1 protein-coding gene is annotated in these 1,335 nt (G+C 46.1%); it reads left to right on the forward strand.

Going from position 1 to position 1,335, the window contains the following annotated elements:
- Positions 1-442: 442 nt before the first annotated feature.
- Positions 443-1,335: transposase (locus J7K40_11255; protein ID MCD6162973.1), on the forward strand; the 893-nt coding region annotated here is incomplete at its 3' end.

A 1,335-nucleotide genomic window follows, 5' to 3' on the forward strand; every position in this document is an offset into this window, starting at 1 on the left:
ATGTCATTAGGGTTTATCCCCCTGAGCAGGGCTTCCCTGACTGCGGCAGGCAGGCTTCAGGCTGAAAAGTGGGACAGAGGGGTTGACTCCGTCATAATAGTTTGCTATCAAACAATTGCGTGCAAACGTCCTTCCCAAATCAAATGCTTTACCTGCTCGCGGTAACATTCCGGTGGGCTCTGCCACGTATCTGGTACAGTTCCAAGTTATAGATGTTGGGGAGGCGAGCGAGCCCTTTAGGGTGAGCTCGTGAAGCCTCCCCAACTCTATAACTTGGGCCGCCATTACATATTTTGGTGGTTACCAGGATCCCTGGTTAACCTTTTGTTGAAAAAATGTAGGTGAAGCTCCATTGTTTAGTTAGCCATCCGGGTAAACCGGTGGCGCAATTTAAAAGCAGTCTGCAATGAAGCAGCTGCAAAAACAAAAAAGGAGCTTCACCATGAAAAAGAAAAACATTTATGTAAACCAAAGTCAAGAGCTGCTTAATCTGTTTGAAGAAGCCGGAAACAATGAAAAAATTATGTGCGTGCCAATCGATTACGCCAAAAAGGATCATGTCGTGATGTTCTGTAATGGCTATGGCCATATTCTAAGGAAACCGTTTTCCGTTAAAAACTCCCCGGAAGGCATCGAGTATCTTACCGAACAGGTAACCCGATCTTGTGGACATCGTCGCATTGACCCTAAGCATGTCTTCTTTGGTGGTGAAGATGTCGGGTCCTACGCGGAGAACTTTGCAAACACTTTACGATCCGGAGGATGGATAGTCGCTGGTGTCAACGCCCATGATGCCAAAAAACAACGAGCAAACATACAAGCCAGTACAGATCGCTTAGACTTAATGGGTATTGCTTCAATGCTGCTTAACCGGAGGGCCAACTGTTCTCCTGCCCAGTCCGGTATCTATCGTAACCTTCGTACATTGGTTCGCCACAGAAGAAATCTTGTTTCCATGTCAACGGAAGAGAAAAATCGGATTCATACAGTTGTTGATCGTCTCTTTCCTGGCTTTCTGGATGAGAAAAAAAGCGGAATCCTGCCATTCTCAAAAAGCTCGTTGTACCTCATGGAAAACCGATTCAGTCCGCTCCAGATACGTCGTAGGAAACGACATACGCTCATTGAAGTCTTGCATCGATATGGCACAGCAAAGCCTGAAAATACTGCTGCCAAGCTTCAGGAATATGCTGTACGCGTGCTCAATACGCCAGATGAATACATCACCACCCTCCAGCTTTCATTAGTTCAGCATGTCAAGCATTTAAGGTGCCTGCAAGACAGTATTAACCAGCTTGAAAACGAAATTGCTGTATGGCTTGCGCAAACACAGGG

The organism is Candidatus Zixiibacteriota bacterium (genome assembly GCA_021159005.1).
Classification (GTDB): Bacteria; Zixibacteria; MSB-5A5; order UBA10806; family 4484-95; genus JAGGSN01.